Source organism: Shewanella electrica, from assembly GCF_022321485.1.
Lineage (GTDB): Bacteria > Pseudomonadota > Gammaproteobacteria > Enterobacterales > Shewanellaceae > Shewanella > Shewanella electrica.
Genome location: NZ_JAKOGG010000071.1, coordinates 1 through 412, shown reverse-complemented (window position 1 = coordinate 412; position 412 = coordinate 1). Strand labels below are relative to the sequence as shown.

1 protein-coding gene is annotated in these 412 nt (G+C 48.3%); it reads left to right on the top strand.

All coding sequences use genetic code 11. From position 1 onward, the window contains the following. A partial coding sequence (locus L9G74_RS23865) for a methionine adenosyltransferase domain-containing protein (protein WP_238898522.1) occupies positions 1-412 on the top strand: 412 nt, incomplete at both ends.

Sequence of the window (412 nt, the reverse complement as noted above, 5' to 3'; positions counted from 1 at the left end):
CACAAATGATGAGATTGCAGCTGATCTTAAAGAACACGTGATTAAGCCTGTGATTCCTGAGAAGTACCTTGATGAGAAGACCATTTTCCATTTGAACCCTTCTGGCAGGTTTGTCATTGGAGGGCCGCATGGCGATGCTGGTCTCACCGGCCGCAAGATCATTATCGATACTTATGGAGGATGGGGTGCTCATGGTGGTGGTGCTTTCTCCGGGAAGGACCCTACCAAGGTTGATAGGAGTGGTGCTTACATTGTGAGACAGGCTGCTAAGAGCATTGTGGCAAGTGGACTTGCCAGAAGGTGCATTGTGCAAGTGTCTTATGCCATTGGTGTGCCTGAGCCTTTGTCTGTGTTTGTTGACACCTATGGCACTGGGAAGATCCATGATAAGGAGATTCTCAACATTGTGAAG